Origin of the sequence: Micromonospora sp. MP36, from assembly GCF_008119785.1 — a bacterium.
GTDB lineage: Bacteria > Actinomycetota > Actinomycetes > Mycobacteriales > Micromonosporaceae > Micromonospora.
In genome coordinates, this window is sequence record NZ_VSFA01000226.1 from 1 (window position 1) to 3570 (window position 3570).

General features: G+C 70.3%; 3 protein-coding genes. All 3 read right to left on the minus strand.

Going from position 1 to position 3570, the window contains the following annotated elements; genetic code table 11:
• Positions 1 to 60: 60 nt before the first annotated feature.
• The gene (locus FXF52_RS40715) at positions 61 to 1236 is read right to left on the minus strand and encodes an SGNH/GDSL hydrolase family protein (RefSeq protein ID WP_148804967.1); all 1176 of its coding nucleotides are present in this window, start codon (positions 1234 to 1236) and stop codon (positions 61 to 63) included.
• A 97-nt stretch (positions 1237 to 1333) separates the two neighbouring features.
• The gene (locus tag FXF52_RS40720) at positions 1334 to 2674 is read right to left on the minus strand and encodes an ABC transporter substrate-binding protein (RefSeq protein WP_148804968.1); all 1341 of its coding nucleotides are present in this window, start codon (positions 2672 to 2674) and stop codon (positions 1334 to 1336) included.
• A gap of 29 nt (positions 2675 to 2703) precedes the next feature.
• Positions 2704 to 3570 (minus strand): carbohydrate ABC transporter permease (locus FXF52_RS40725; RefSeq protein ID WP_222870956.1); only part of this gene is annotated, 867 nt, incomplete at its 5' end.

Here is a 3570-nt window from a genome sequence, read left to right on the forward strand (position 1 = left end):
CCTTGTGGGTGGACCGTCGCCCCGGCCGTCGTCTCCCGGATCCGGCGTCGACCGGGCCGACTATCCGGGGAAGGAGAGCGCGGGACGGAGGAGTTTCAGGTCCACCGCGTCAGCCATCGCCTGGTAGCCGGCGTCGCTCGGGTGCAGGTGGTCGCCCGAGTCGTACGCCGGGAGGAGCCGCAGCGGCTGACCGGGGTCGCAGGTCGCGGCGTCGAAGTCGACGACGCCGTCGAACTCGTCCGTGCCACGGATCCACTCGTTGACCGCGGCCCGGACGGACTCCCGCTCGGGCGTCCACTTGTGCCAGCCCTGAAACGGAAGGATCGTGCCGCCGACGACCCGCAGCCCGCGGTCGTGGGCCCTCAGCGCGATCTGCCGGTACGCGGCGATCAGCTGCGTCGGGTCGTACTGCGAGGGGTCCTGCTGGATGTCGTTGATTCCTTCGAGCACCACGACGGTGCGCACCCCGGTCCGGGCCAGCACGTCGCGCTCCAGACGAGCCAGCGCGTTCACGCCCTGTCCCGGGCTGCCGGCGTCGAGCAGCAGCCGGTTTCCGCCGATGCCGGCGTTGAGCACCCCGAACCGTTCCTCGGGCGGGCCGGCCAGCATCCGGGCGGCGAGCCGGTCGGGCCAGCGGCGGTCGGCGTCGGGGGTGGAGCCGGTGCCGTCGGTGATGGAGTCGCCGAAGCAGACCACCGCCCCGTCCACCTCGGTCCGGACGTCCACCCCGGCCAGGATCCAGTAGGAGGTCGTACGCCGGGAGAAGACGGCGCCGCTGGCGACGTCGGTGAGCGCGCCGTCCGCCAGCCAGCCGGTCGAATGCGCGCTCTCGTGGTAGGTCAGCGGGCCGGTCGGACCGGGCAGGTGGCTGCTGACGATCAGGGCGCCGCCGGTGGGCACGGCGAACCGGACCGGGTCGGAGACGACCTCGGCGCCGGGTGGTATCCGGACGTCGGGCGAGCCGCAGAAGGTGACCGGCTTCAGCGTCGCCGGGTCGACGTCGCCGGGGCGGGCACCGGGACGGGCGAGCGTGGTGGTGCGGACCACCAGTGGGTCCCTGCCGTAGCCGTTGCTCAGGCGCAGTCGCACCGTGTCGCCACCGATCGAGACGCGGACGCGTTGGCGCAGCGTGACGTCGGTGTACCCGGCCAGGGCCGGGCCGGCGGACGGCATCGCCACGGCGGTCGCCCAGGTGCCCACCCAGTGGGCCGCGGCGGGACGAGGGCCGACGAACACTACTTTCTCCCCTGCTCGATCGCGTCCGCGCGGGACGGGCGCCGGGCCGTACGGGCGGTGGACGGACGCCAGCGGCGGTCCACCGCCCGTCCCTCGATCACATGTGCTTCTCGACCGCTTCCCGCACACTGTCGGCGTTCTTGCGCAGCTCGTCCGCCACGGCGGCGAAGACCTGCTGGGCGGGCTGGTTGTCCGCGTAGATCTTCTGCAGGCCGCCGTAGATGGCCTTGTTGGCGTTCGGCACCATCAGCCGCACGGTGTCCTGCGCCTGGGTCTTGGGCAACTGCTCGACGGCGACCTTGAAGGCCGGGCGCTCGGTGAACCGCTGCTGCATCTGCGGGGTCTCCTGGGCCGCCTTGGTGGCCGGCAGGTAACCGGTGTCGATGGACCACTGCGCGGCGTTCTCCGGCTTCGCGGCGAACTTGACGAACTCGAACGCCGCCTTCTGCCGTTCCTCGGGGATGCCGGCCAGGATCGAGATACCGCCGCCGCCGGTCGGGCAGCCGAACTGCACCTGCTCGGGCAGGAAGGCGGCGCCGATGTCGAACTTGGCCTCCTTGAGCAGCCCGCCGAGCGCACCGGTGGACTCCTGCAGCGTCGCGATCAGCCCGTTGGCGAAGTCGACCTTGGGGCTCTTGGCCATGTATGCCTGCTTGTCCTGGTGGATGAGGCGGCGCTGCCACTCGCCGGCCTCCACCGCTCCGCCGGAGTCGATGGTGACGTCCAGGCCCTTGGAGTAGTTGCCGCCGAACTGCCAGACCGCGCCCTGGAACATCCAGTCGCCGTCGACCTCGGGGTACGCGTGCAGCTTCGGCGCGCGTCCGTTGGCCTTGACCCGCTGCAGGGCCGGCGCCCACGAGCGCAGCTCGTCCCAGGTCCGCGGTCCGCGGTCCGGCAGCCCGGCCTGCTGGAACATCGTCTTGTTGTAGTAGAAGAGCGGGGTGCTGCGCCCGAAGGGCACCCACCACACGTCGTTCTTCACGGTGCCCTCGGCGATCAGCGAGTCGACGTAGTCGGTGGTCGCCAGCCCGTTGCCGAAGAGCTTGTTCAGCGGGGCGAGGGTGTCGTTGATGAAGAACCGGCGCCAGGTCACCTCGGAGAAGATGGCGAGGTCCGGCACCTTGCGGGCCTGGAGTCCGGCGGCGAGCTTCTGGGCCAGCTCGTCGTAGGTCCCCTGGAACTGCGACTCGAGGTAGACGTCCTGCTGTGACTCGTTGAACTTCGTCACCAGCTTGGTGAAGGCCTCTCCGGTGGCGTTGCCGTACGGCATCCAGATGACCACCCGCTGCCGCTTGCCGTACTGGTCGGGGACCTTGCCCTCGGGCTGGGCGAGGCTCGCGCCGCCGGTGCCGCCACCGCCGCAACCGAGGGGGCTGAGCGCGAGCGCCGCGCCACCGGCGAGTCCGAGCAGCCGTCGGCGGCTCATCATGCTGTTCATGGGGGTCCTTTCGGTGGTGGTGGGGGTGGTCAGCCCTTCACCGCGCCCTGCGTGAGGCCGGCGACGATGTAGCGCTGAGCGATGAAGAAGACGATGAGCACGGGCAGCACGACGAAGACCGTGGCCCCCATGACGGCGCCCCAGTTCACGTAGCCCTCGGAGCTTTTGATCATCACGAGGCCGATCGGCAGGGTGCGCATGCTGTCGGTGTTGGTCACCACGAGCGGCCAGATGAAGTCGTTCCACTTGCTCACCAGGGACACGACCGTCACGGTGATGACCATCGGTCGGGACACCGGCAGGACGACCTTGAACAGTCGGCGCAGATGACCGGCGCCGTCGACCTTGGCCGCGTCGATCAGTTCGTCGGGCAGCGTGAGCATCTGCTGGCGCAGCAGGAACGCGCCGAAGGCGGATGCCGCGCCCGGGATGATGAGCCCCTGGTAGGTGTTGACCCAGCCGAGTTCGGAGACGATCAGGTAGCTGGGCAGCAGGGTCACGTGGCCGGGCACCATCAGCGCGGCGAGCAGCAGCGCGAAGAGGAAGCGCTTGGCCGGGAACCGGATGAAGACGAAGGCGTACGCGGTGAGGATGGCGTTGAGCACCTCCAGCGTCGTCCCGATGAACGTGGTGATCAGCGAGTTGACGAAGAAGTTGCCGAACGGCGCGGACTGCCACGCCTCCCGGTAGTTCCCCCATTCCAGCTTGTGTGGCCACCAGACCGGCGGGAACGAGCGGATGTCCCCGGCGGTCTTCAGCGACGAGCTGAGCAGCCAGTAGAGCGGCCCGACCATCAGTACGCCGACCACGACCAGCGCCACCGCGAGCAAGCAAGTGCGGGCGCCCCTTGCGGGGGCGTGGCCGGGGGCGTGCCGCCGTGGCGGGGGGGCGGAGGG